This is a genomic window from Rubritalea spongiae (genome assembly GCF_042652385.1).
Taxonomy (GTDB): Bacteria; Verrucomicrobiota; Verrucomicrobiia; order Verrucomicrobiales; family Akkermansiaceae; genus Rubritalea; species Rubritalea spongiae.
Genome location: NZ_JBHSJM010000001.1, coordinates 149,785 through 175,790, shown reverse-complemented (window position 1 = coordinate 175,790; position 26,006 = coordinate 149,785). Strand labels below are relative to the sequence as shown.

Here is a 26,006-nt window from a genome sequence, read left to right as displayed (position 1 = left end):
CTCCCAACACCACTAGCTACAAGAATTCAAATCGCTACACTGAGTGCTAGCGACGTTGCACTTAGTCTGCGTCGTGAAAATATTTAATTAATTCAGCATGTGAATGAACATCATACTCTCTATAAATATCACGGACATAGGCTGACACTGTATTCACACTGATGCCTAACTGAGCTGCAATCATCTTCCTAGAATGGCCTTCTTTCAAAAATTTAAGTACCAATTTCATTTTGGGAGTTAATGCCATTTTTTTTGCATCGTGTACATAATCATGAATGAATGGGAGATAACCTAACGATAAATCTAAAAAATGGGTCTCACTCTCAGTGAAACTGGTATTATGCTCTGTTCGAAATGAAACGAATAAACTCGTGTTCCCATCTTCCATTTTGCGCAGTGAATAAATACAAGAAAAAGGTCCACCGTCATTGATGACCATAGTTCTTTGGCTTCCCACTTCTTGAGCTCTGTAAACTTGGAAAATGTGAGATTTCAGCATCTCTTGAATATATTGGCCTAATTCACCACCTCCGACATAGTTAGTCTGCTCAGATCCTGCTACTATAAACTCTTCACTAACTCTACACCAGAACCAAGCATCAGAACCTATCAACTCAGCGACTTGATTCAGCGCGCTTTGTTTTTTTTCTGATAATGTCTCTTGTGAACTCGCAATTCCTCCGAACAATTTCAACAAGCTTAATTGATCCGCGTTTGTAATTTTAGCAATACTCCCATCCTGAGATTTCTTGTTTTGAGTAATGGATTTCAGAGTTCTTGTTTTGAAACCATGTGTTGCTTTTGGTTCGCGAGAGCTCCCTCTATTTATTACTTGGGTAGAACTGCCTATTTGAATGTCTTGAATCATAGTAGTGAATGGGTTGGTCAACCAGCTCCTCGTTTGAGATGCTAAGGTTTCTTTAGCTTTCACTTCTATGTATAGTGATTAAACGACAGTTCATCTATGGGGAGATCTACCCAATCTTCCTCTTTTCCTACTCTGCTAACCTTTTTTTAGGCTCGGAATCTATTCAAAATACTCACAACGCACTATGTAGTGCCTGAAAAAAGCTGTTTCTATTTGGAACATTCGCATGAGAAAGAATGTTAGAAATATGCTTTTCGACGGTGCGTTCACTTACATCCATTTCAGAAGCGATCTGTCCATTGGTGAGTCCCTTTACGAGCAATGGAAGGCACTCACTTTCACGACCACTTAAATTGTGAAGATTAAAAATCTGTAAAGCTGAGAACAAACTATAGTCTCTACTTGGGCAAGTTAGAGATAGAGCATAGCTCGGCATTCCTTGATCGTCCCAAGCCAAAGTTTTACTCACCCCATAAACTTGTTCATAGAGTCCTTTACTGTTTTTTAATAAATAGTCTTGTTCAAAAAAACCTAAAGAGTTTCGATTAAAAAACTGATAGCACTGGACGAGTACATGGTATTTTGATGGGTGAAAGGTCTTAAGATAGAAGAACATGTTTTGGTGAGATTGATCATTCTCGCCCAACCCATAAAATTCACGCATCTGATCATTAATGAAAACAGTGAGCCTATAACGATCCATCCCGTGTAAAGTGAGCATGAATGGGTACTCATTCATTTTCTCAGTCAAAGTGTCGCCGCAAAAAGACTCCTTACTGAAATCGTAATCTTTTAAATCTTCGATACAGTCATTGAGAGTAGATTTTAATGATTTCATGAGACGACAAGGTTAATAAGTGCAATAGGACTCTCTACTTCTGCCAAATCGATGATTGTAGCAATATGTTTTTCAGCGGTCCTAATAGAAATCCCGAGTTCCTCTGAGATACTATGCTTGTTATATCCATTCAATAGAAGGTGAAGTACTTCTTGTTGACGAGCAGTTAAATGAAAAAAATCGAACACCGAATACGCCCGCACCAATTTCATGCGGTGTGGTGCACATAAGAGGTGGATAGTGTAACGCTGAGGTTCACCTTCTGCAGGCGGAATAACAAACGAAAAGCTATTATACTCAACTGCGGAACCATCTGTACCTAATACTGTATAATGCCCTACTTGATCATCAGACCTGCCACCAAGATGTGCCTCATGAACTACACTAAAATTCATTGCGCTGGCTGGATCAAACGCCATGTAACCAGCATATTGCTCCTCTACACTAACGATATTGCCTGAAAGCCCTATTATTTCAGCAAAAGTGGAATTCACTAGTACGATTTTCGGTGCATGTAAATCGAACAAAATTCCATGAATACCTAATGCGTCAAAAAGTTTTACCCATTCAGCAAAATGATCTAGCTCACCATTATCATCAACAAGCTTCTTCTTGAAAATCTCAAAAAGAATTCGCTCCTTGATGACTGAAAATCCCTGCATTGCCTAAAAAGTTCGCGCGACTCCTAAATTGATGAAAAATCCTTCACCACTGTAATCACCATCCGCGCCATAAACAGAACCACTCACAGATCTATCCTCCGTGATGACGTACACAGCGGCCGTGTGTACTTCCCACTGTTCTATACCGTAGCTGACACCACAGGAGAGGAAATGTTGGACAAAGTCACTGTACACGAGCGTCTTATATTTATCATTAACAATACTTTCTGCATACATGTACCCAAAGTGTAGGTCTAAAGCTGAATTATAGGAATATGTCGCTCCGAGACTGTGCATCCAACTATCATTCCATTGCGCGGGATTCTTTTCCGCTCCAGCTCCAGCATCGTAGTGAAAAGCATCCACCACACTCCACTCAGTCCACTGACTTTGCGCTGCCACCGTCCACTGCGATGTGAGATCATACTCAAAACCTACAATCACGTGCGATGGCATGGAAAACCCTAATTCACCTTCAGAAGATGAGTTAGGGACACCTGCTAAATTACTCACGTACTTGTAGTCACCCTCATAATCCACTTCAAACCCCGTCCTATAAGAAACACCTATCCGCAGCTCATCCTGAGGTTGATACAAAATTCCAAAATTCGCAGAAAAGGAATCGTCCTCCCCTTCAAAGCTTAAACTATCCGATGGCAGAACCACCCCACTCGATGTCTTAAGCGTACTCGGTGAATAATTTAGCGTCCCTCCTATTCCTAGGCTGTCATTAAATCGGTGAGATAAAGATAGCCCAAATTGCGGAAAATCTAACTCACCAGAATAACCTGAATTTCGTGCAAAAATATCAGAAGGCCAATCAATCGATTGCCCGTACGGGCGGGTCACCGAAATCGCAACCGCCCAGTCCCGATCAAGCCATTCAAACGGCATTGCGAAAAATGCAGAGCCTGAAAACTGCATATCATCATCAGTGCTGTAGGATGCTGATCCCGTGTCGTAATGAGATTCACTGTGAATGCTAACCACATTAAACTCGAACCGAGAAGCATCGAGAAAACTCAAAGCTCCTGGATTATAATGTGCTGCCGCTGCATGTTCTGTATGCGCAACTCCAGTGTTACCTCGAGCTGACATTTCTGTGGACTGATATTCGAAGCCAAACCCAACTCCATATGTATACGTACACAATACTAGTGTCGTTAACCCTACATAATATCCACATTTTTTCGCTGCCATCTTGGAGCGTAGTACAAAATAAAACGCTCATCTGTAAACAAAAACTGATTCAAGCGGGAATTTGTAATCCAGCTCGACTTCCTCCAATTCCCTTACATTTGCATATCGATCATTGAACTCTATCAGAAACATCAGTCAAATATCACTCATTTTCAAGCAGAACAACAGCAGAGTAACCCAAACAACGATTTAAGTCATACTTGAACGTATATGTCGGAAACTGGGATTAATTTTCCTAATTTTTTTTCTAACCGAACCTCTGTTTGAGCATATGGTAATTGCCCCCAAACATCTCCAGCTATTTCTAGAATAACTTTTCCACTAGGACTCTGTCTCATCGGCAACAGCTTTTTTGATCTAAACATAATTGCTGATCTCCTATGAGGATCTAGCGAAAGACAGGCTGGGCCAAACTGCACGTCTACGCCATTCAAACTCTCACACTCTAATTTGTACTGATGCGTATTTAACAAGGAATTAGTCATTAAAAAATAACGCCAATAGCTTTCTCGTTCTTTAAAAGCCACTTCGTATCTCTCAGCAGCTCTGGGAGATTTCTGCTCTGATTGATCTCTATTAAACCATTCATAAACTCCCACACCTGGCCTCCAACTTAAACTTGGCGCATACACAAACCGGAAAGAGGGCAGAGACATCCCAGAATCAAGAGTTATCACCAGCTCGTACATCCCCTCACTCAAACCAGCGAGAGTTAAGTCAATCTTTGTGAGTAGTTGGTTTTCTATACTATCAAACACAACTTCACCATTTGGACGAATCAACTGATACCGGACTAAGATCCCTCCTCCATTATTTAGTCGCTCAATATACTCAGTCCCTCCGACATTAAGCCCAGTAAGAGCTTCATCAAGATGATAAGACCAATGCTTAGAACGACACGGCAAAACACTCCAGCCCCCCAGTCTTTCATCTGTGTTATCTTGATCCAAATTATTAGCGTAGAGTACTAGTGAACTTCGTTCTGGCAGCTCTGAAACCTTTGCCAACAACGATCCAGGATATCTCAAAACAAAAGCAAGCGTCCCAGCTCCAGCCATCTGGAGGTCTAGTTGACTTCCATTCGAAACCCTCTCTATCACTATAAAGCCCCCTGATCCCTTGCGGATCTCTAACATCCCAGAACGGAAAAAAGAGCTAGTGGATTCCGTTGGTTCTACCTCCATATCTTCCACATATTCCGATTCAAAATACGCATGAGGGAATCGAACCTCTAGTCCTATATTCGCAGAATAGATCATCTCCTCATTTAAGTCACTACATCTACAGTACGAATCAATTCATCATCGAGAGTCTCGTCATCTTGAAACGAAATCATCCTTACTTTATAAACGACTGATGGCATATACTTCGCACCTAAAATCCCCCACATATGATTCTGAGCATTAAAGTCTAATGGTTCCATACTGAACTCCAAACGCTCCACTCCATTGGGTAAATTCGGAGAGTTCGCACGCGTATATGACGCCTTTGATTGAAAAAACTGTATGATTAAGGTGAGATAATTTAGCGCATCCTTCGCGCGATCACCTTTAAAGTATGCAGAAAATAGCACCATCAAATTTACATGGAGCGAGTTATATTGAATTTCTTGTGTTAATGCGCCGCCAGAAACTGAATGCACCCGCTGTGAATAAGCCAATGGATCAAGCGCTAGATCCACCAAAGTCACCAAAACTACATTCTGTTCATTTGTTGCAATCGAACCATCTTGATCGACCACATAGGACAACAACACCTTCTGTTCGTCCTGCGAGAGCCCTTGATTCTTACAAATGTAGCGATTCAAGTCATCTGAAACGTATGCTAGTAAATCGCCAATCATCGTGCCGCGTCCTCCTGCTTTACTTTAGAAGAAATTAACTCAGTTTCTTCAATAACTTCGATGAGATTTCCATCAATCACTACACTTTTCTCTCTATTCTCCACTATTTCCATGGCGTCGAGCGAGCAGTCTCCTCGGCGGAACACAGCATTAATGGCTTCATTATGATACACCCACTCGGGTGTGCCTCGGATTTGACTACGTTGCTCGTCAGTTAGTTGATTCATGTTTACTTTCACTCCCTCAAAATTCGCACCGAAAAGATTAGCTCCAGCCAGATCAGCTCCTCGCAAATCGGCCCCTACGAGACTCGCCCCAAACAAAGAAGCCCCCTGCAAGTCGGCGCCCTGCATGTTCGAAGCATCTAGGCTGGCACCATGCAAATTACAGCCGCGCAAGCTAGCCCCACTAAGATTCGCCTCTCTAAGATTCGCCTGGAACAAACTCACTGCTCTAAGCTTTGCACCTTTCAATTGAATGCCGACAGCTTGGCATCTGTCCATCAAAGCACGCTCCATATGGGCATTGCTCAAATCAGCCTTACATAAGCTAGCTGCGATAAAATTCGATCGCTCAAGCGTGTTCCCATACATCACCACTCCGTCTAAATGCACACCGTTGAAATCCACCGAGCTCAAGTTGCAATCAACCCACTTGGTATTTTCATCAATTGTCACATTTTCAAAACTCACATGCTCTAAATTCACCTTATCAAAGAGTGTACCACAAAGATCTGAATCATTGAGACTCGCAGCATGAAGATTAGTAGATTCTGAAATAGTGGCATTACTAAAATCTACACCGTTCAGGCTAGCTCCTTGGATTTCACATTCTTGGATACTTGCACCCCGCATCAATGACTTTTCTAGATTTACTCCATCCATCAGGCATTTCTGAAAACGAGCATCCTTCAACTCTGCCCGGTACATCCCCACATTCTCCATGCGTGTGTCTATAAATATCGCATTATTCATTGCCGCGTTCACCATGCTAGATCCGCTAAGCTCACATTGATGAAAACTCACTTGCTCCGCTAGCACTTCGTCTAATGAACAATCCATGAGCCGCGACTCTCTTACGCTACAGCCACTCATCACGGCTCCATTCAAACGGGCTTGATTCATACTCGTATTGAGTAGCAATGCATTGCTGAGATCAGCCCATGAAAACACACATGAATCTGCACAGGTTTCGCTAAGATCAGCATTCGCCAACTTAGCTCTAATAAAGCTCGCTCCGCGCATCGAGCACTTTTGCATACGAGCCTCAGATAAATCGCAATGGTCCAGATTAGCGTTATTCATGCGTGCGTGGTTCATCGTCACTTGACTCATCACACTGTGATCCATCTGAGCACCCTCCATGATAGCGTATCTAAAACTCGAACGGCTCATACGAGTATGACTCAATACAGCACCGCGAAGATTCGCTGATGAAAGATTCTGAACCGTCAACGTTTGACCTGCGAAGTTTAGATAATTCAAAGAACGCAGGAGCAGAGGCGTAGGTAATAGCTGTGAAACTCCATAAGCCAGTGACGACGACACATAGTCCACCCTTTGCCCATTCATGCGCATCAACCACGAACCAAGTTCCTGCGGATCATCTTTATCCCATCCTACATCGGAAACACGCTGAGTCACCTCTGCAATAGCGCCCAAAACAATCGCTAGGGATGTCTCAGAATTACATACTCCAGTGCAGAGCTCTTTATATCGCCTATGCCCCATGACCTTCTGAATAGGCACATCATACCTCACAGCATGTTCAAACATATCAGCAAACACCTCCTGCCATTGACTTTGCTGCTTCTCAGAAAAGCTCTCTAATTTCTCTCTCAGGAGGCATTTTAAAAAGAAAAAAGTACTTTCCGTAAGAGATGAAAAAGCTGTCAATGCAGTCCAAATGTGAAGTTTTTTCTCCACCGCAACCCCAGCCTCAAAATGAACTAACATTTCCGCCACTCTTAACATCCTTCTGGCTATCAAGTAATCCCACATGAGGAATTTCTGAATGCCACCAGACAACTCTAACAGGCCATCTTCTTTAAAAAACGTGCGCGCCATCTCCGCTATATTCTCAGCAAAGTTGAAATCCACCTCCCCACCGAGCACATCAACCAATAACTCTGAATTATTAAGTAAAGTACACAACTCTTTACCGTCACATTCCCATTGAGTTCCATGCCATTTCCATATAGCCAATTCCTCCAAGCATAGCATACTCTCATCCTCCAATGCACGTTGATGACCACCAAACTTCCGCATCAAAAATATGAAAACATGCTCATAAAGATCTTTCAGACTAGATACCTTACTTTGGCTCAGTCCTGAAACTCCATAGGCAAATGCGATCAGATTGTTAAAAAATGGCCGACAGGTAAGCGGATCCGCCCCAGGAGCATGAATGAGCTGTCGAGGGTCAGATAATGAGTTTCCAGTAACATCACTCCATTTATCCCACCATTGTTCATTCTGGTCGACATCCGAAAAACCACCTTGTGTCTCACTTGGCCACCATCTCTTCCATTCGCCAGCTTGTGAGAATGGCAAAATTTCGAGTAAAGCCTCCCCCCGAAACGCTTCAGCATGACTCTTGGCAATACTAGGCATACCTACGAAGGCCAGATGTATCCGACTACTACCAAGCTGAGTATTTAAACGGTCTGACATCAAACAAGCCTGCTGAACAAAATCATTTCCTCCCATCCTATCCGTGCAAGGCTTATCATCAAGGTGCTGCACTCGATCTAATAAGAGCAAAACACGATGTTTTTTGAGAAAAGAAATGTCCACTGGACTGAACTCAAACCGAAGGTGGTTTAAGCAATAGGAACTCAAACCAGCTTCTACAGAGTGACTCAGCTTAAGTCGATCCACTGGAAGATTGATTACTACAAGCCCCTGCTTGCGAAGCTCCATTGCATGCCTTGCCACAAACACAGTACTAAAAGTCGATTTACCCACACCCCGATCTCCAATCACAGCTAATTTGTGATGCTTAGCTTCCCTGTCTATGGACCATTCATGCATGTACTCGCATAGTTTTACCCCCACACGCTTGGCTGTCTCTCCCTCACCTAGTTCTTCATCCTCGCCCAAATAGACTGCTCGTACATCTTGATAGACTTGCTCCAAACTATATCCCAAAGCAGGCAACTTTTCACTATACCGATGCTGCACACCAGCCACATACGCACACCACTTTGCATCCCATTGTTCATCGTTTGGGCCAAGCGGCTCGCTCTCACTCAAATGTGACCGTTGCGTCCCAAGTATGCGTCCCATTCTTTGATGCAACTCAATTTGTAGCTCACCGTACTGAGATGACTCATGGATTTCGATTCTTACCGTCCACTCAAGATAGGCAGAAATAGCCCAGTCAATAACCAGCTCTTCATTCACTTCTTTCTCAAATACTCCGCAATGCTTCGCTGCCTTCTCTATAAAAACATCCAAATCATTGGAGGATAGCTTTGTGCAACTAATCTTCGCCCTGTGTTCTTCATGCTCCCTCAAATGCTCCGCGCAGACGACAGCGGTAGGATTCAACACTCTCTGCCATCTCCCTGACAGAGCCCCCTCCTGCATCTGGTCCTGCACGGTAATAACAGGTAAGATAACCAAAAATGAAATTAACTCATCTGCAATGAGACCCACCTCGTCTCCATCTGTTGAGTGATCAATGTTTACGGGTGAGCTAGAATCAATATTCATAATCATAAACGGATTTAATCTGTCAGAAAAAATCAAACACAAATCAACTAACAAAACAATTGATAGATCTTTAATCATCTAAAAATCAACAATAAAAAATAATTTTAAATAAAATTGACGAAGTGACACTCAATGATAGAGATCTACAACTAATAGTTAGATTGTTAGATAATTGTTAGAATTATGCGAAACAAGATACTATGTATTTCCAGTAAAAAACACTTATTTAGTCATGCCAAACAAACCCACGACGCAAAGCGACAAGCCAAACGATCAAGATGCTATCTCGGCGGGAAACACCGCCATGTTACCAGTTACAACAGATCTCTTTTCTGTAATCGACGACCTCGGCAAACAGCAGAATGCCGAGCTTGCATCTGAAGATGCTGCCCTCACCGCTTTCCTAACAGCTGAAACAAACCTCAGCAACGCGACTACTCAGTTCGCTGGTCCATCACCTCGCTTCAACGCCCCTACTTGGGAAGGTAGTACAGCCAATCCAAAACGTGCGTCCTACAAAAAGGAATTTACTCCTATCATTCAAGACGTCCTTAGCGCACCAACAGCGCAGAGTGATGAAATGGCGATTGCCGAGCAGCAACTTGAAATCGCGATTAAAGAAGCATTCCAACAGCAGGCACAATCCAAAAATCTCGTTCAAGGCGGCAAGTTGACATTCAAGGACGACACGCGAGCGATGCAATGGGTAGCCGACACTATCATTTCGCTCTCAGGCACTATCCCAGAAGACGTGCAGACCAACTTGGCTAACGCGATGATCCTACGCATCAACGCCATGACCGCAAATACTCTCTACGCGAATCTTCAGTCAGAAACTGACTACTGGCGTACCATCACCGCACTCGAAGTATCTGGAGGTTCCACCACTGGCTACCTAGAGACTGCAATTGGTCAGGTAGAGGTTTACCTCATGAATCTTTGGTCATCGAATTCTGATGCCAAATCGCTCGATATGAGCACCATCACAGCAAACACGAATGCTCTGATCAAGGACAGTATCCAGGACAGTAATGCTCAAGAAGCTTTTACTGCACTTTCCCCAAGCGAACTGAGCTACTTTCAAAATCGCATCCTAAAGGCTGCAAGCAAAGCGCTCAAAGCCCTACCAAATCCTGCTCCCACCACAGCACCTCAAGACAATAACTATAAGCTCGTTACTCAAGCGCTCACCAACTACTCCAAAACCAGCAACAATCCATTCCTCAAGGCCTTCCCACAAGCCAAAGGTGAACCATCTTGGGACGGCGACTTCTGGGCCATCGTTGAATCAGCATTGGTAGGCAGCCCAGCAGCCTCTGAAGCAGCGAAGCAAGCAAAACTCAATCAAATTCTTAGCGCTCTCCAAACCAACTACAAGACTCTTCCTCGTAATCCTCTCAATCCAAACGAGCCGATCACCGACGAGACAGAAATCACCAACTGGGTTGAGAACACAATCACTACCCTCGCTTCTAAGAAGGTCGTGACGCAAGCTCAGGAAGACATGCTCAAATCTGGCCTCATCGACGAGGTCATGCAGCTATTCCCTATCCCAGATAAAATTTCCTTCTACGAAACATTCCAGGACAATCTCGTAGACGCGCTTCTCAATAGCCCTGAGCTCACCACTAGTACCACCACTCTTGAAGACACCAATCCAGAGGCAAACAAAAAAGAGACTAAGGATGATCCTGACAAAGCAAAGAACCTAAATGAAGCCAAGAAATCAGAGACTAAGAAGATCAAGTCATCTGACGGCACCGGCCTCCGTCACACCATCAATACCGTAGCTGGCACCGCCAACCTGCAGACTCTTGCTCAAGGCGTGATCAACAACCTTAAGCCAGGTCAACAAAACTACGTGGCTGAAGTCATTGCCGACCCAAATCTCAGCAAACAACTTGAAAGCGTCTCCAAGGCACTCACCTCAGCACTACTCGATGAAACCAAAAAAATCGTGGATAAGGCGGTAAACTCCGTTTTCATAGGTCTTTCCGAACAAGGAATCCAGGGACAGATGATCTCCACCTCCTACGACTATCAACTCATCAACCGCATCAGTAACTACACCTCCACATTACTAGAGCAACTTGATAAACACTACGACGAAGACGTACCAGCAAACAGCTCCGAATCTATTGCTGCAGCTCAAGCCATCACTGCTGCATCTGTCAGTTACAAAAACTACGCTGACGACCTACACGCTCTCAGCCAAAGCTATGAAGACGCAGGTAGCATAACAAACGCCGAATCTGGACGCAGCACCCAACAACTCGATATCTACTTTAAGGGGAATAAGAGCACCGGTACCGAAGCCGAGTGGGCTGCAAGCTTGGACGACATTGCAGATGCTGTCTACGGAAGCAGCTCGAACAAAGAAGCCCTTATCCTCACTGCTGAATACGACGCAGTACGTCTCGCTGCAGACGCAGCTGGCTTCAGTAGCAATCTCAATGACGAATTCCTACAGGATAGGACCAGTGCAGAGGCCGCGCTCAATAGCCTCCGCACCAATGCGGAGCAACTCTTCAAAACAGCGCAGTCCTCATACGACAAGCTCTCTGGAGAATACTTTGATGCACTCAGCACATACACAGCATCGAAGGAAACATACTTGATCGATGAAGCACTCAGTACTGCCTACAGCAGTGCTCTTGCTGGTCTAACCTCTATCATGGAAACAGGAAATGTGTCTTATGAAGCTGATTCAATGGCCACCCTTTCAACCAACAGCTAAACCCACAAAAAAACTCTAACATTTTAAGATATTATGTCAGCAACAGCTTCAACATCTCCCAAAAAGCCAGCCATTAATGATTCCATGGCGGGCACCAAAGCACAGCAATACATCAACAGTCTCTACCAAGAACTACAAACTGCTACCAACAACTACAACTCGCAGAATACCATCCTAGGTAAATATGTAGCTCAGCAAAAAGATTACACCACCAAACACGCAAACGCAGAAGCACTCTTCGAACGCCTTCAATCTAATCTAAAAGACGCTAAACAAGCGCAAAAGGATGTTGAGAAGGTACTCATATTCTTCGCCGGCCAGCAAGCTGCTGTCGCAGAGATGGTGGGTCACGCTAAAGACATGTCCACACATGCATACGAATCACTCAGCTTCCTTGTGCATCAAGGTATTGGTCGAGTAAATGCAGCTAATACAGTGATCAATGCGGACAATCAAAAGTTCAACGACAGCAAACATTCCGACAATCCCCCTCCATCAAATGTATCCCAACCGTGGACTAATTCCGTAACCAATGCCATTGGTTCAGCTCAAGCATCAGGATCAGCGGCTGTATCAGCCGGCCAAGATGCATGTAAAGCAGCCTTCCAAGCCTATATCACAAACCAGAGTATCTATTCACGTACAACATCGTACCTAAGTAGCTTTAGCTCTTTCTCTAAGCAACTCCTCAGCCTGCACAATCGTCTGGTGAAAGAAACATCACTCGCCAAGCACCAAACGATTCAGCTTAAAGCCCAACTCGATATGATCAACGAGCGCGTCAAGGCCCTCAACATCGCCGTCGAGAACAAGAAGACAGCGATGGACGAAGCGCAAAACAAATACAATGCAGCGCAACAAGGCGCCTCATACGCCGGCTAAAGCCAGTTACAATGACGAGCCAAGCACATGACAGGCTCTCATGAGCCTGTCATTCGCCTAAACCGGTTTAAACAAAACCCACCCAGAGACTCGCATTGATTGATCAAACTCAAATTCAGGTTAATTCTATGATGAATGCAAATAATCCTATGACCCCAGGGGTCTATACGGTTGAAAAAAGTGCTTTCCCACCAGCAGTGGCTGAAGTGCCTACAGCCATCCCTGCCTTTATCGGCTACACTGAGTTCGCTACTAAAAATGGCAAGCCACTCACCGAGCCACTTTTGATTCAGTCCATGGCTGAGTACAACCAGCACTTTGGAGGTCCACCACCATTTCAGTACCCTATTACAAAGCTCGACTCGCCAACGCCAGGTGTCGCTCCGGCTGGATACGACTTCGAGATTAACGACAATTACTACAAAGTTGGGACAGCCAGCCCAGGCAATGCTTTCTACCTCTACCATTGTCTACAATTATTCTACCAAAATGGAGGTGGTCCTTGTTACATCACATCAGTTGGCACCTACTTCTCGACAGTCCCAAGTCTCACAGGTGGAGCACCTACTGTAACGCCGACCGAACCTGAAAAAGAGGATTTCCTAGCAGGGCTGGAACTACTTCCCCGTATTCAAGACCCAAAACCAACAATGATCCTCACTCCAGATTCACTGCTTTTGGGACAATCCGACTACTACACGGTACAGGAACAAGTTCTCATGCAATGTGGTGAACTTAAAGACCGTGTGGCAATCATTGATATCTACGATGGTTTTGAAACGAATGCTGATGCTGGCGTCATTGATAATTTCCGCAACATGATAGGCAATAACAATATGAGTTATGGAATATCCTATTACCCATTCCTCGACACTACGATCGTAGATGCCAATCAAGTCACTTATGCCAATGTAGATCAAAGCAAGGGCAACCCAGATGCTACTCCATTAAGCGACATTTTTCCAGGTGCTCAACCATTGAATAACTTAGCCTCCATGACGGAAGATCTAAGCAATGTCGAACAACTCACCATCCCTGCGCCTTATAATTTTGGCAATACAACCCCACCTACTTCAGTACCTGCTAAAGCCGCATCAGGTGTGGTTTCCTATCCCAGCTGGACAGTAGCCTTCAGTGCAGCCACTCCACCAACCCCTACCGACTTTGCTACCAACCTCAGATGGCAACTCAACGTCATCTACTCGATGGCATTCACACTCACTCAGCTCGGAGCGAATAAACAACTACCTTATCCAGCAGTAAGCATCACTTCCGCAGACCTCATCAACGGAATCAACGCAATGATGAAGCCAACAGGTTACCTCATGGGACTCTTCTGTACCCTAGGTGCGTACGACGCCAACTTCACCTTATCAGACGGCAAAAAAGGTCTCGGAATCATTACAAATAACACACTCACTAAATTGTGTTCCGCCACCACCCCGGCTTCTCAGCCTCCACAAATAGGGACAACAAATCCATACCCTAGCTCTGCCACCACAGCCGCAGCTCAGTACAGCATTATCAACGCGCAAATCCAGAAGGTTTACACAGCGATGAGTAACGCCATCAGTCAGGTGACCACACTCGCAAACACATTGCTCTCGCAGTACAATGCATCCTTCGAGAATCAAAACGCCGACTATAAAAACCTCATGGCTGGTATAGCAAAAGAAGCCTCGCTACTACCTCCAGGTCCAGCGCTCGCTGGCGTAATGACTATGGTCGATGACAGCCAAGGAGTCTGGGTCTCCCCAGCCAATATCAACATCAACTCAGTCAACCAACCATCCGTATCGATCAATAATGACGAACAGGCCAGCCTAAATGTAGACGTGATTGCAGGTAAATCCATCAATGCTATTCGCGCCTTCACAGGACGTGGACCCGCCATCATTTGGGGTGCTCGTACACTTGACGGAAACAGCCTAGACTGGCGTTACGTCAGTATCCGCCGCACCATGATCATGATTGAACAGTCCGTCGCAAACGCAGCCTTCCAGTTCGTCTTTGCTCTCAATAATGCATCAACATGGAAGACTGTAGAAGGAATGATAGCAAACTTCCTTCACAATCTCTGGAGCGCTGGCTGCCTCCAAGGAGCCTCACCTGAGGACGCCTACTCTGTCTCAGTTGGCCTTGGAAGCACAATGACTCCAATAGACATTCTAGAAGGCATCATGCGCGTCGAAGTTAAGGTCGCCGTAGTACACCCTGCCGAATTCATCATCATCACCTATGAACAAGAAATGGCCAAGAGCTAAGAGTTCAAAGAAAAAACAACCTATAAACTTAACTCTCAAATAACCTATTATGGCTAACAAAGACGGCAGCAAAGAAAATGCGATATGGCCAATGCCTCAGTTCTACTTCCAGGTGAAGTGGGGCTCTACTGAAATCAACTTCTCAGAAATCAGCGGACTAGATAACGAGGCTCAAATCATTGAATATCGCCACGGAAACAGCCCAGTGTTCTATCCGATCAAAATGCCAGGATTAGGCAAGGTGAACAACGTCACCATGAAACGCGGCGTATTCGTAGGAGACAACACCTTCTGGCAATGGTTCTCCAAAATCAAACTCAATACTGTGGCTCGAGTCACCGTCACCATCAGCCTCCTGAATGAGGCTGGTAAGCCCACCATGACTTGGACTCTGCGTAATGCGTGGCCAACAAAAATTACGAGCACAGGAATGAAGTCCGATGATAGTTCAGCAGCCATTGACCAATTAGACGTGGCCTTCGAAACCATGGAAATTGCCAATAAAAATAACCCTTAATTCAAACAGCTTTGCCTGACCAATCGTCAGCCAGATCCATGTACCCCGCTGTCAATTTCCATTTCGATGTGAAATTTAATGGCGGAGGTATCATGGCCGAGGGTGGATTCCAACAAGTCTCAGGCCTCAAGGCTAAACTGGGATCACAAAAGGTTAAATCTGGTGGAGGGGCGAACCCATATTTTAAGCTACCTACACCCTCAACCTTCGATAATATAAAACTCTCTAGAGGGGTCATGGTTGGTTCTTCTCTCAGGCACTGGGTCACTCAAGCGATCTACAATTTTGAGTTTACCCCCATTACAGTAACAATAATCCTGCTAGACGAAAATCAGAACCCCGTTATTACTTGGACTGCTTATAATGTTTGGCCCGTGTCATGGTCGGTAGACGACCTCAACTCAGAAAACGGCAAGGTAGCTATCGAAACCTTCGAACTAGCTTTCGACCGAATCACGACCAAATTCAAAACCTAGTCCCTCAAAATCTCCACTCCATGCCTGTAGAAATCAGAGAAGTCATTATTCGAGCCGAAGTAACTCAAAGCCAAAAGCCGAACAGCTTCAACACAGCTCCCACTCTAATCACACCTGAGATGAAGCGACTTATTCGTAAAATCTGCACGGATGAAATCAAACAAGCCAAGGAAATAGTCCAACGCCAATCTGGGCTAGATCGTTTTGAACGATAGCAGTCATGCCCGAAAAACTCACCATCACTGCCTACAAAGACTACAACTATACCGACTCCACCGGACAGTTCGAAGTCTTAGTAAACCCGTCAAATTACGACACGAACCAAAGCATTAATTATGCTGAGGAACAAGCACTCGGCAGCCCAGGTTCAGAACCTCGCTTTCAAAATATTCCATCTGAAGAGTGTAAGCTCACTCTAATCTTCGATGGCACAGGCATCATCGCCTCTCCTCCAGCCAGTCTCAAAGGAAAATCAGTTCCAGAACAAATCGATGCCTTCCTCAAGGTTACTTCAGATTATTCTGGCAACATCCACAGTCCTCCACCACTAGAGCTCGTCTGGTCAGACTTTACTTTCAAGGGCATCCTCGCCGACATGAAGGTAAACTATAATATCTTCAAGCCCGATGGGACTCCCGTACGTGCTGAGGTAGATGTAACCTTCAAAACCGCCTCCTCCACCCAGGAGTCCTTGCTTCAAGCGAAGAAGTCATCGCCCGACATGACCCACATCAAGACGCTCAAAGCTCAGGAAAGTATGCAACACTTATGCCAGCAAATCTACGGCGGTGAGAACTATTTCGTTCAAGTAGCATCAGCCAATAATCTCAACCACCTACGTGGAAATAAAGTCGGACTACAACTCGTCTTCCCCCCACTCACGAACAAATAACCATGACTTCCCAAAATAATGAAATCGTGACCACCAAGATCTTGGTGAACGACTCTCCCATCGACGATAACATACAGATAAAGGAAGTGTTCGTACAGTCATCCCTAAATCGCATTGCTTCAGCGAAGCTCGTGATCATTGACGGCGACACAGCCAAATCTACCTTCGAAATAAGTAGCGGTAGCACCTTTAAGCCAGGCAACAAGATCGAAGTCCAAGCTGGTTTTGGAACACAAACCAAAACTATCTTCAAGGGAATCATCACCGCGCAGTCAATCAATGCCACGCAGCTCCGCGGTTCTGAGCTAGTGGTCGAATGCCGTAATGAAGCACTAAAAATGACTCTCGGCCGCAAAAGTGGCGCCTTCACTAAACAGAGTGATAGCGATGTCATGAGCACGCTTGCCTCGCGCAATAGTGTCACAGCATCAGTAAAATCAACCACCCCTGAACTCGAACAATTAGTCCAGTATTGCTGTACCGACTGGGATTTTCTCCTCACCCGAGCAGAGGTCAATAGTATGGTAGTAGTAACTGACGATAACAAACTCACCGTCACCACTCCAGAAATTGGCAGCTCAGTGCTCACCCTTACCTATGGGCAGGATATTGTTTCAATCGATAGTACACTCAGTGCGACCCACCAATTAGAATCTGTTACAGCACAGTGTTGGGACTATACCACCCAACAAATGGTCAGTGCCAATGCTAGCGCACCAAGTGAACCAGACCAAGGCAACATAAGTGGCGACACTCTCTCCGAAATTCTCTCACCCAAGAAAGTAAACCTAGTTACCACATCAAACCTAGAAAACCAGTCGCTCACTAACTGGGCCAATGGAAAATTCCTCAAATCACGCCTGTCTAAAATCCGCGGCACGGTCAAATCATTCGGGACCGCCTCTATCAAACCCAATACCGTGATTACTCTCAAAGGACTGGGTGACCGCTTCAATGGCGACGCCTACGTCTCCGCTGTCGAACATACTATTGAAGGCGGCAATTGGTGGACCAGCATAAGTACCGGACTCAATCCCCGATCGTTTACCGAAGAATTCGAACCTAGCTATCAGCCTGCTGCGGGGCTCCTCCCCGGCATCCGTGGTCTGCAAAACGCCACAGTAAAAGCAATCACTCAAGACCCAGATGACCAAATCCGTATTCAAGTCACCGTACAGAGCATGACCGCCGACTCACAGTCCGGCGAGCTCTGGGCTCGTTGGGCTCAACCCTACGCCTCCAATGGTGCAGGATTCTTTTTTATGCCCGAAATTGGAGATGAAGTCGTCGTCGCATTCCTCAATGAGGACCCACGATTCCCAGTCATTCTGGGTAGTTTATACAGCAGTCAAAACTCCCCACCCACTCAACCAGCTGAAGACAATCCTATTAAAACCATCGTCACTAAAGAAAAACTTACCATCGAGATGGATGATAAAAATAAAGTGATTACCCTCAAAACCCCTGGAAACAACCAATGCATCCTCAGCGACCAGGATCAATCGATCACCATCGAAGATCAAAATAATAATAAAATCACCATGAGTTCGAGTGGAATCGAAATCAAAAGCGCCAGTGATATCACGCTCAATGCAACAGGTGAACTTAAAACCCAAGCCGCTAGCCTCAGCGCTAGTTACGAAGGTGAGGCACAAATTACAGCAGATGGCTCAATGAGTCTCACCGGGCTCGATGTCACTCTCACTGGCAATGCCTCCTTCAACGTCTCTGCACCAGAAGCTCAAGTCTCCGCCGATGCTATCTTGACTCTCGAAGGGGGCATGATCAATATCAACTAACAACTTCTAACAAACACTAACAATGCCTCCAGCAGCCACACTTACCAGCATGCATGTATGTCCTCAGGTAACACCAGGCATACCACCCATCCCCCATGTGGGCGGGCCAGTGTTAGGACCTGGAGCTCCTACGGTGCTAATTTGTGGAATGCCAGCAGCACGAGTTGGTGACATGGCTCTCTGCGTGGGCCCTCCAGATAGTATTGTTACCGGTTCTGCCACAGTCATGATAGGCGGCGCTCCAGCGGCATACTTAGGAAGTGAGACAGAACATGGCGGCACGATCGTGATGGGAGTACCAAACGTGATGATTGGAGCATGAGTACAGCAGAAGACAATATCATAGGAACAAGTTGGGCTTTCCCTCCTCGCTTCTCCCGATACGCCAAGTCCTCGGTGATGGTCACAGGAGCTGAGAACATCGCCCAAAGTCTCAATGTGCTCTTTGGCACCCAGAGAGGTGAACGCCTACTAGTTCAAGAATACGGATGTGATCTATCCTCCCTAATCTATCGACCAGTCAACTCAGCCACAGCCGCCACCTTAAAGAACCAAATCGAGCGCGCTATCATCCTCTATGAACCACGCATCATCATCCAGAAACTAGTGATCGACACCTCCGACACTATCGATGGAAAACTCAGCATCCATCTAGAATGGCTCGAGGAAAAAACAAATAACCGCCGTAACATGGTCTTCCCCTTCTATGCTGCTGAAGGAACGCTGATACCAGCCAAGCCCTAGCCCAAAAACCCACGATGGCTCCCACTCTCTACTATGCTCAATCGCCCAACCGGAACCACCCAATCAGCTCGCCTATCTGCACAAGATATGCTGGTGACTCCGAACGTAGTAGACAGCTCTGATGCCCAATTTCTAAACTTTGTTCAGGACTTTGCTAAAGTCCTTCTCTACTGGAACGAACAAGGAAATATCGAGGGACACTGGCAATCTTTTTTTCAATCCGATGTAAGCTTTATACTCGCAGATATAGGTCGTTACCAAGTAGCTCCGGTGCGAAAAACAATGAGAGAGCTCAAGCAGCGCTTTCTTGAAACCTCTAGTTACCCTGAACAAGAGCAACTTCTCATCAATTACTACGAGCTTCTTCTTACCGAAGCACAAACACTAGGCCGGTGGTACGAAAGACTTACTCACGCCAACAACTCTGACCCTAGCCTCAATGCATTCTTTCTAGAGCGCACCCAGAGTAATCTCCACGGTGGATTTGGATCTATTCTACAGAGTTATGACGTTCTCTGCAATGTCCTTGACACAATGCCGAATAAATTAGCTGGGAACAATGTATCTCTAGAAACTGAATACGTGGTGGCACTCTTCACCCCCTTACTCAATCTAAGCACACCCAAACAAAACTATCCAGGAAGCGGTAGCCCAACAACCATCGAAAGCTTTTGGATTTACTACGAGCAATTACTCCATTCCTTACTTACTACCATCACTCAGGTACTAGATGCCTCCACTGAATTTCTAACGGAGTCAATCAAAACCCCAAACCACAGCCCACAAGTTGCATTGATCCTTGGGTTCTACGCACTCATCGGACCAGCACGTGAGCAACTCAACGCGCTTCCCGCTAAACAATTAGATTTCTACCTAAGTAAAGTACTCCAACAGCATCCACTCAGCTACACTCCCGACACGACTTTCCTCACCTTTCAAATAGCAAAAAACGCCAGTCCATTCATCCCAGCTGGCACCTCTTTCCTTGCTGGAACTAGCAGCCTTGGTACACCTATCCTCTATAAAACGCTCAAAGACCTCTCTCTTAATCAAGTCCAGCCAAAGGCCTTCCACAGCGTCTACAATGGCACCAAAAGCACTTCACTCAAAGAAGCGGTCAAAGGTATAGTAACTGCAAATCCTGTAGCAAATTCGTCCGATGGACTAGGAGCTAAAATTACAAAAAAACCAGCCTCTTGGGCAAGCTTCGGACTCACAGCCCAGCAGCCACCTAATAACCTCGTCAACAACCCCGCAAACCTAGGCTTCGCACTCGCATCTCCCGACCTCTACATGTCGGATGGACAACGCCGTATCCGTTGCTCGCTCTTCACCAAAGACCAAGATATCTCAGCACTTGCCACCGCAATAAAATCGTTGGAACTACCCGAGCTTAAAGTTCCTAAACTCAGTGACACAGAGCAAACACAGCTGAACACTTGGACCCAAAAGTACAAACAAGCACAAGAGCTTCGAAAGGAAATGATCGAGCAACTCGATCTCCAAGAAGATAAGACACCGTCTCCCCAAGAGCCCGCTTCTGACGCTTCCCCAGCCACTCCATCCCCAGAAAGTAAGCCCAAGTATAACTTTCTCCGCAAGATCGAGCATTTATTTCATCCTCAAAAGCCACAAAATGCGCCTAATTCCTCCAACCAAAGTGCGAAGAAAAAGACAGAGGATCCCACCAAATCTCTTAAGTTTCCGCAATTAGAGCAAGAATTTGACACCCTAGAGATCAGCTTCAGAGCTGCTTTTCAAGACTGTGCAAACACAATTGCCAGTATCAACAAGCGACAGCCTCTTCCTCTCGATGATTGGTTGGACGCCTGTATCGAATACGTAATTTTTCGAATTAAGTACCAGCTACTTAATAATCACCACGCGTCAAATCTCACACATCACGCCAAGTCTACGCAAAACCTCCCTCACGCGAGCTTTGTCAAAAACCTCCAAAAGACATTAAGCAAGGCGCTCAGCCCAAAAGCTGACGCATTGGATAAACTGAAGACACTTGCAGACATGACCGATCATGCTGACCTCGCTAATAAGCTCACAGAAGTCAGCGACAGTCTCGACACTCTCGCGGAAGAAGTCTCTGGTGGTTCTCCGGGCAAGGGTTTAACTTCAGCTTTCCAAGTCACTGACTTCTTCAAAGACTTGCAAAAAAAGAGTAAAAGCACTCTGAAAAAAACACAGGCAACCATCAATTCTGAAATCCAAAATGAACTTCAGAAACTTGGCGACGAAAGCCATACAGGACAACTCAAAGAGCTAGAACTTCAGTTAATGGAAGGTCTAGACCGTACCAAGGCTGTTACGCATTCCATCTTCAGTCAGCAATGGCTGCTACAAATCCACAAACAGATCGAAGCGCTAGAAACCCAACTCATCAACGCCTCCGCTCATGCCCTATCAGTAACACCTAGCAACTTGACCCAGCAGAAGTGGCAATTACTCTCAGAAATGGTGCCCTTCCTGCAAATACTCAAGCAAGAAAGCCCAACCAATGCTACGGCTGCACCCTCAGATAAAACGGCTGCACCCACTGAGAAGCCTAAGGGACTCTTCGAAAAAGTAGAATCAAACGTCCAGCATACAGAACCACCCAAACCAAATAAAGATGTCGACCACAGCGGCCAAGAATCAGCTAACTCATCACTAGTCAGCTCGATAGAAAGCAAAGTCGAAAATGTAGCGAAGTCAAAACTCTCAAGTACTATGACTTCAGGAGTTCACGAGTTAGAACAGTTCATTCCGAAACATAGTGAGGCGCTCGATGACACAATCAACACCCTCGTTCTAGCCCATAAAGGATGGAGCCAAGTCAATGAGCTCTTCGGCGACCTCAAAAATGATGCAGACAAGCCGCTACTCAAACACCTTGAATCACATCATACACCACAAAATCTTAACAAACGATGTTCCTCGATCCTCGGACTGACTGACAAGGTTCTTAATTTCGTTACCCCCCTCGCTTCTAAAAAACAGCAACAACAAATTAAAGGGCTGCACGGAAAGATTACCGACCTCCAACAAAGGATCACAACCATCAATCAAAGTCACCTCCAGCAGACGACTAAACTCAGCACCTTAATCGATAACAATACCGATAAACTGCAGAACCAACAAGATCACATCGCACAAGCACTACAGAATGCATCCTTGCTCAAAATACTTGGGCAGCAAGCTGTCAGTGACCTACCAAAGCTCGAAAAAGCTCTTCATCAAACAAAGCAGCAAGAAGTAGCACCATCCGTACAGACTGATCAAAATACTGGAACCTCAGCTCCCCCCACTGACCCAATGGTCAGCGCCTTGCTCGACCTTAACAAACGCCTCCGTTACTGGGACAACAACGATCAGAGTGAAAACTCAACAAATACTAGTAACAAATCCTCAGCGCCTCTCACTCCCCCCAGTGAGGATACTCCAGCAACGAACACTAATACAACACAGTCTCTCCCTAACGCTGCACAACCAGTCGCACCCGATGCTCCATCCATTTTCCCAACAGATCTCAACTGGCAGACACTCGACACTTTCTTAGAAGCAGCCTTTCAAGTCCAATACAGTACGACAAAAGGTTGGACTGCCCCAAGCAACTGCACCATCAAATGGACTTATCAACTCCCAGAGAAGAACGCCTCAGATAACAACCCAAGTGTGAACGGCATACTCTGTGACATAGCGATTGATACACAATCAGTCGCGCCAGCAGCTTGGGATGCGAAAAGCTGCGGGGGAAACCTCGGCGCCAGTGACCCAGCTCTTCAATTCATCATCAACCAGTCAATGAACTTAGTTGATGTCAACGATGATACAACCACACTAAACCCATACCCATTACTTGTACCGTTAGAGCTCACTGGAGTCGAGTTGTTAGGTGACACCGCTGGCACACGTAACTTCACCGTACAAAATCAAATCTCTGCTCTCAACCCGAAAAAACCATTCGCCCCCTTCGGAGAACAGGCGATTCAAGAGTCAGAGTTCTACCTTGGCAACAACGAAGCATTCTGCAAGAAGCTCGACTACCTATGCCAAGAAATCGAATGGTTCAATCTGCCAAAAGCTGCTGTTGGTTTTGCCGAGCCTTATGATCTCTATAACCGCTTTGGACCTAGCGGCACCTGCTACACCAATGCTAGCTTTACTTGGTCAATTGATATCCTCTCTCAAGGAGCCTGGAGCCCACTCAGTGCATTCCCCCTTCAAATCACTGACCAAGACACAGCAAATTCGTCGAGCAAGGAAAACACCAGCTCAATCTTCGCGTGGTTACAGCTTCCTTTCACGAGCAGTACACTCTATCAGGATCATACCAACTTTGAACCCGAGCGCCCACCGCTTAAAAAGCCAAGTGCACCCACATCAACCAGTAGCGAAACACCTACGCCCCTCACGTGCAGTCACTACATCCCTATGCCGCAACTCCCAGCGCTACCACTGATGTCACCACTGAATGTAGGCCCCTTGCTACCGAGCACTTTGCTCGTCATCGATCCCAAGGGGCTCAATCAAAGCTCAAACACCCAGTCTCCAATTAATTTTTCTAGTAAACAAACATGGAGCGACAAAAGTCAGAGTGGCTTCCTCCGCTTCACCTTGCAGCAACCAGAATATGCCTTTGGTGCTAGCCTTTACCCTGAAGTATTAGCTGCAGTCAACGGAGCGAACATGACGCGCATGGTAGATCTGGTTGCCTTCCGAGCTCTATGTAAAAAAGACCAAGATGCCTTAATTAAAGTCTGGCAGAACGAACTCGAACTCCAAGCTGTTAAATCGAAAGCTGAGGAAACAGCCGATAAAAAAGAAAAGAAAGACAAACCTACACCTCCTCCTAAAACGAAAAGTCCATCATTCATCCACAGCATCGCAAAAAGCTTAGAAAACGGTCTCGTCGATGCGGCAATTGACGGTATTGGAATTGCAGAAAAACTCACTGCAGCAACACCTCAAGGAGAATTAGTCAAGACACTCGGTAGCTTCGCAGGCAAGGAACTCCACCACCTCACGAGCTCAGACGAGGAAAAGCCAACACAACAAATCACGCCGGTGGTTGATCCCAACGAGGTTTTCAAACCCATGCCGCCTCCACCGCTTCCTTGGGTACCTAAAATTAAATCTATCCTCAGCAACTATGGAAGCCATCAGAGACTCAAATTATCCGCCCCCTCAGATTCTAACATCACCTTCTACCAGCTACAGCCATTTGGCTGCGACGCCCCCTTCACAGATCCTAGCATTCCTACTGATAGCATCCCATTATTTGCTTCATTCGACGCACAAGCCTATCTCTACATTGGACTGGAAAATGTAGAGGCCCCACAGACGATCACCTTACTTTTCGAGTTAGATGAAGCTACGGGCAATCGCAAACTACCAGCTACCAGCCCAGAGCTTTCCTATCTCACCTTAAATGGATGGCAAACACTCCCTGAGACTCAATGGCAAGATGGCACCGCTGGTTTCATCAAGTCTGGGGTACTCTCCGTAACCCTCCTAGACTCCCCCACTAGCAATACTCCCCTTTTCGAAAAAAATCCTACGTTGACTTGGCTACGTCTCAGTGTGACCGAATACGCCAGCGCAGCTTGCCAAACCTTAAACATACTCTCTCAATCTACACAAGTGATCTACTCGAGCGGGGCCGATCTCACCACTCACTTCGATGCCCCACTTCCAGCAGGTACTATCAACAAACCCGAATCCCCCATCTCGGGTGTCACTAAAACTATCCAACCTCTTGCCTCCAGCGGTGGTATCCCCGCCGAGAGCATTCCACAGTTCCTAGCGCGCGTTGCAGAACGTATGCGCCACAAAGACCGTGGAATTACCAGTTGGGATCTCGAACATCTCACTCTCCAGCAATTCCCAAATATCCGTGCCTGCCTCTGTCTCAATAATACCAAAATTGGTTCAAACTATAACTCCACGACACCTGGAGCAACAACACTCGTCATCTTTCCTAAAATCGACACTCAGCAAGCTCCTCTTTACCCTCTAGCTGAGCACTCTTGCATCATTAATACTCAGAAATTTCTAGCGATGCGCACTGATGCCTTCCTCGACCTAACTGTCACGAACCCAGATTATCTATTCTTGGTCGTAAAAGCATCCCTAAGTTTCAATCAAGGCTACGACCCTAGCCACTATTTAAAAATTCTCAATCAGCTACTTATCGAGATCATTGCTCCATGGAGCACAACGGGTTCCACAATCAATCCCTTCGAAACCTCCACCACTCGCGATACCTTATTACAGATCATCCAATCCCAAGAATACATTCAATCTGTTCAATCAATCGCCTTGTGCTTAGCCAAGACGGCTGAGGGAGACGAGTCCGAGCCATTAATCGTTAAAGGAAGCCAAAAAATTGTAGCTCCAAATGACTGGGGTATCATCAGCTCAGTCAATCAACACAAACTGACCATTGGTGAAACAAAGCCCAACAAAACGATCCTTCCATCGAATCGCTCTGCAGTAAAAGTCACAACCACCAAGCCTTCGCACCCCCTCGACAACTCTTTGGGTAACACCATCTTCATAGGAGCATCCTCATAAA

General features: G+C 45.8%; 18 protein-coding genes. 11 read left to right on the top strand and 7 right to left on the bottom strand.

Features of this window, described 5'->3' with window-relative positions:
• Positions 1-61: 61 nt before the first annotated feature.
• The 7 genes from ACFPK9_RS00970 to ACFPK9_RS00940 all read right to left on the bottom strand — a co-directional run bounded on the left by ACFPK9_RS00970 (position 62) and on the right by ACFPK9_RS00940 (position 9,127).
• Positions 62-931, bottom strand: a complete 870-nt coding sequence (locus tag ACFPK9_RS00970; RefSeq protein ID WP_377092638.1) for a helix-turn-helix transcriptional regulator — start codon at positions 929-931, stop codon at positions 62-64.
• Positions 932-1,040: 109 nt separating this feature from the next.
• Positions 1,041-1,706, bottom strand: coding sequence for a LuxR C-terminal-related transcriptional regulator (locus tag ACFPK9_RS00965; protein ID WP_377092637.1), 666 nt, complete (start codon positions 1,704-1,706; stop codon positions 1,041-1,043).
• Positions 1,703-2,368: a helix-turn-helix transcriptional regulator gene (locus ACFPK9_RS00960; RefSeq protein ID WP_377092636.1), complete on the bottom strand. Its 666-nt coding sequence runs from the start codon at positions 2,366-2,368 to the stop codon at positions 1,703-1,705. Before ACFPK9_RS00960 ends, ACFPK9_RS00965 begins: the two co-directional genes overlap by 4 nt.
• 3 nt (positions 2,369-2,371) lie before the next feature.
• Entirely contained in the window at positions 2,372-3,568 is a 1,197-nt protein-coding gene (locus ACFPK9_RS00955) for an OmpP1/FadL family transporter (RefSeq protein WP_377092635.1), read from the bottom strand.
• Positions 3,569-3,762: 194 nt separating this feature from the next.
• Positions 3,763-4,518, bottom strand: coding sequence for a hypothetical protein (locus tag ACFPK9_RS00950; RefSeq protein WP_377092634.1), 756 nt, complete (start codon positions 4,516-4,518; stop codon positions 3,763-3,765).
• Positions 4,519-4,835: 317 nt separating this feature from the next.
• Positions 4,836-5,411, bottom strand: a complete 576-nt coding sequence (locus ACFPK9_RS00945) for a Pvc16 family protein (protein WP_377092633.1) — start codon at positions 5,409-5,411, stop codon at positions 4,836-4,838.
• Positions 5,408-9,127, bottom strand: a complete 3,720-nt coding sequence (locus tag ACFPK9_RS00940) for a pentapeptide repeat-containing protein (protein ID WP_377092632.1) — start codon at positions 9,125-9,127, stop codon at positions 5,408-5,410. The genes ACFPK9_RS00945 and ACFPK9_RS00940 overlap by 4 nt, the downstream gene beginning before the upstream one ends.
• 232 nt (positions 9,128-9,359) lie before the next feature.
• On the opposite strand from ACFPK9_RS00940, the gene ACFPK9_RS00935 reads away from it, so the two are divergent.
• From ACFPK9_RS00935 to ACFPK9_RS00885, 11 genes are all read left to right on the top strand, one after another.
• Positions 9,360-11,864: a hypothetical protein gene (locus ACFPK9_RS00935; RefSeq protein ID WP_377092631.1), complete on the top strand. Its 2,505-nt coding sequence runs from the start codon at positions 9,360-9,362 to the stop codon at positions 11,862-11,864.
• A gap of 33 nt (positions 11,865-11,897) precedes the next feature.
• Positions 11,898-12,746 (top strand): hypothetical protein, encoded by an 849-nt coding sequence (locus tag ACFPK9_RS00930; RefSeq protein WP_377092630.1) that lies wholly within the window; start codon positions 11,898-11,900, stop codon positions 12,744-12,746.
• Between the two features lie 128 nt (positions 12,747-12,874).
• Positions 12,875-15,010 (top strand): phage tail sheath C-terminal domain-containing protein, encoded by a 2,136-nt coding sequence (locus ACFPK9_RS00925; protein WP_377092629.1) that lies wholly within the window; start codon positions 12,875-12,877, stop codon positions 15,008-15,010.
• Positions 15,011-15,059: 49 nt separating this feature from the next.
• Complete coding sequence (locus ACFPK9_RS00920; RefSeq protein ID WP_377092628.1) at positions 15,060-15,527, top strand: phage tail protein; 468 nt, start codon at positions 15,060-15,062, stop codon at positions 15,525-15,527.
• Positions 15,528-15,538: 11 nt separating this feature from the next.
• Complete coding sequence (locus ACFPK9_RS00915; protein WP_377092627.1) at positions 15,539-16,003, top strand: phage tail protein; 465 nt, start codon at positions 15,539-15,541, stop codon at positions 16,001-16,003.
• A 20-nt stretch (positions 16,004-16,023) separates the two neighbouring features.
• Entirely contained in the window at positions 16,024-16,218 is a 195-nt protein-coding gene (locus tag ACFPK9_RS00910) for a DUF5908 family protein (protein ID WP_377092626.1), read from the top strand.
• 5 nt (positions 16,219-16,223) lie between these two features.
• The gene (locus tag ACFPK9_RS00905) at positions 16,224-16,895 is read left to right on the top strand and encodes a CIS tube protein (protein ID WP_377092625.1); all 672 of its coding nucleotides are present in this window, start codon (positions 16,224-16,226) and stop codon (positions 16,893-16,895) included.
• 2 nt (positions 16,896-16,897) lie between these two features.
• Positions 16,898-18,694, top strand: coding sequence for a type VI secretion system tip protein VgrG (gene vgrG / locus ACFPK9_RS00900; protein ID WP_377092624.1), 1,797 nt, complete (start codon positions 16,898-16,900; stop codon positions 18,692-18,694).
• 22 nt (positions 18,695-18,716) lie between these two features.
• Positions 18,717-19,016: a PAAR domain-containing protein gene (locus ACFPK9_RS00895; RefSeq protein WP_377092623.1), complete on the top strand. Its 300-nt coding sequence runs from the start codon at positions 18,717-18,719 to the stop codon at positions 19,014-19,016.
• Positions 19,013-19,438, top strand: coding sequence for a GPW/gp25 family protein (locus ACFPK9_RS00890; protein ID WP_377092622.1), 426 nt, complete (start codon positions 19,013-19,015; stop codon positions 19,436-19,438). The genes ACFPK9_RS00895 and ACFPK9_RS00890 overlap by 4 nt, the downstream gene beginning before the upstream one ends.
• Before the next feature lie 33 nt (positions 19,439-19,471).
• Positions 19,472-26,005, top strand: a complete 6,534-nt coding sequence (locus ACFPK9_RS00885; RefSeq protein ID WP_377092621.1) for a hypothetical protein — start codon at positions 19,472-19,474, stop codon at positions 26,003-26,005.
• The last annotated feature ends 1 nt before the right edge of the window (position 26,006 follow it).